At 46.8% G+C, this 280-nt stretch carries 1 pseudogene; it reads right to left on the minus strand.

The features are described from left to right. Window positions 1–280 (minus strand): annotated as a pseudogene (locus tag A3766_RS10555) (adenylate cyclase); the annotation flags it as partial.

The following is a 280-nucleotide window of genomic DNA, read 5'->3' on the forward strand; positions in this document are numbered from 1 at the left end:
TCTTCCGACAGCTCTGTAAAACCTTTGATGTCAGAGAAGAAGATAGATAGACGCTTGCGCTGTGTTTCCAGGCGCACGTCACGTTCGCCGGTAAAAATTGACTGCCAGACTTGTGGAGATAGGTATTTAGCAAGCTTGTGAGAAAGCGATATAGACTGCTCTCTTTGTGTCTGAATCTGGTGCTTGGCCTTATGTAAGGCTTCGGCTTGTTGGTGGGTATAGTAAGCAGTAACCGAGACATAGACTGTAGCGCTAATACCGGCCACTAGATCGACAATCA

It is taken from the genome of Oleiphilus sp. HI0132, assembly GCF_001635845.1.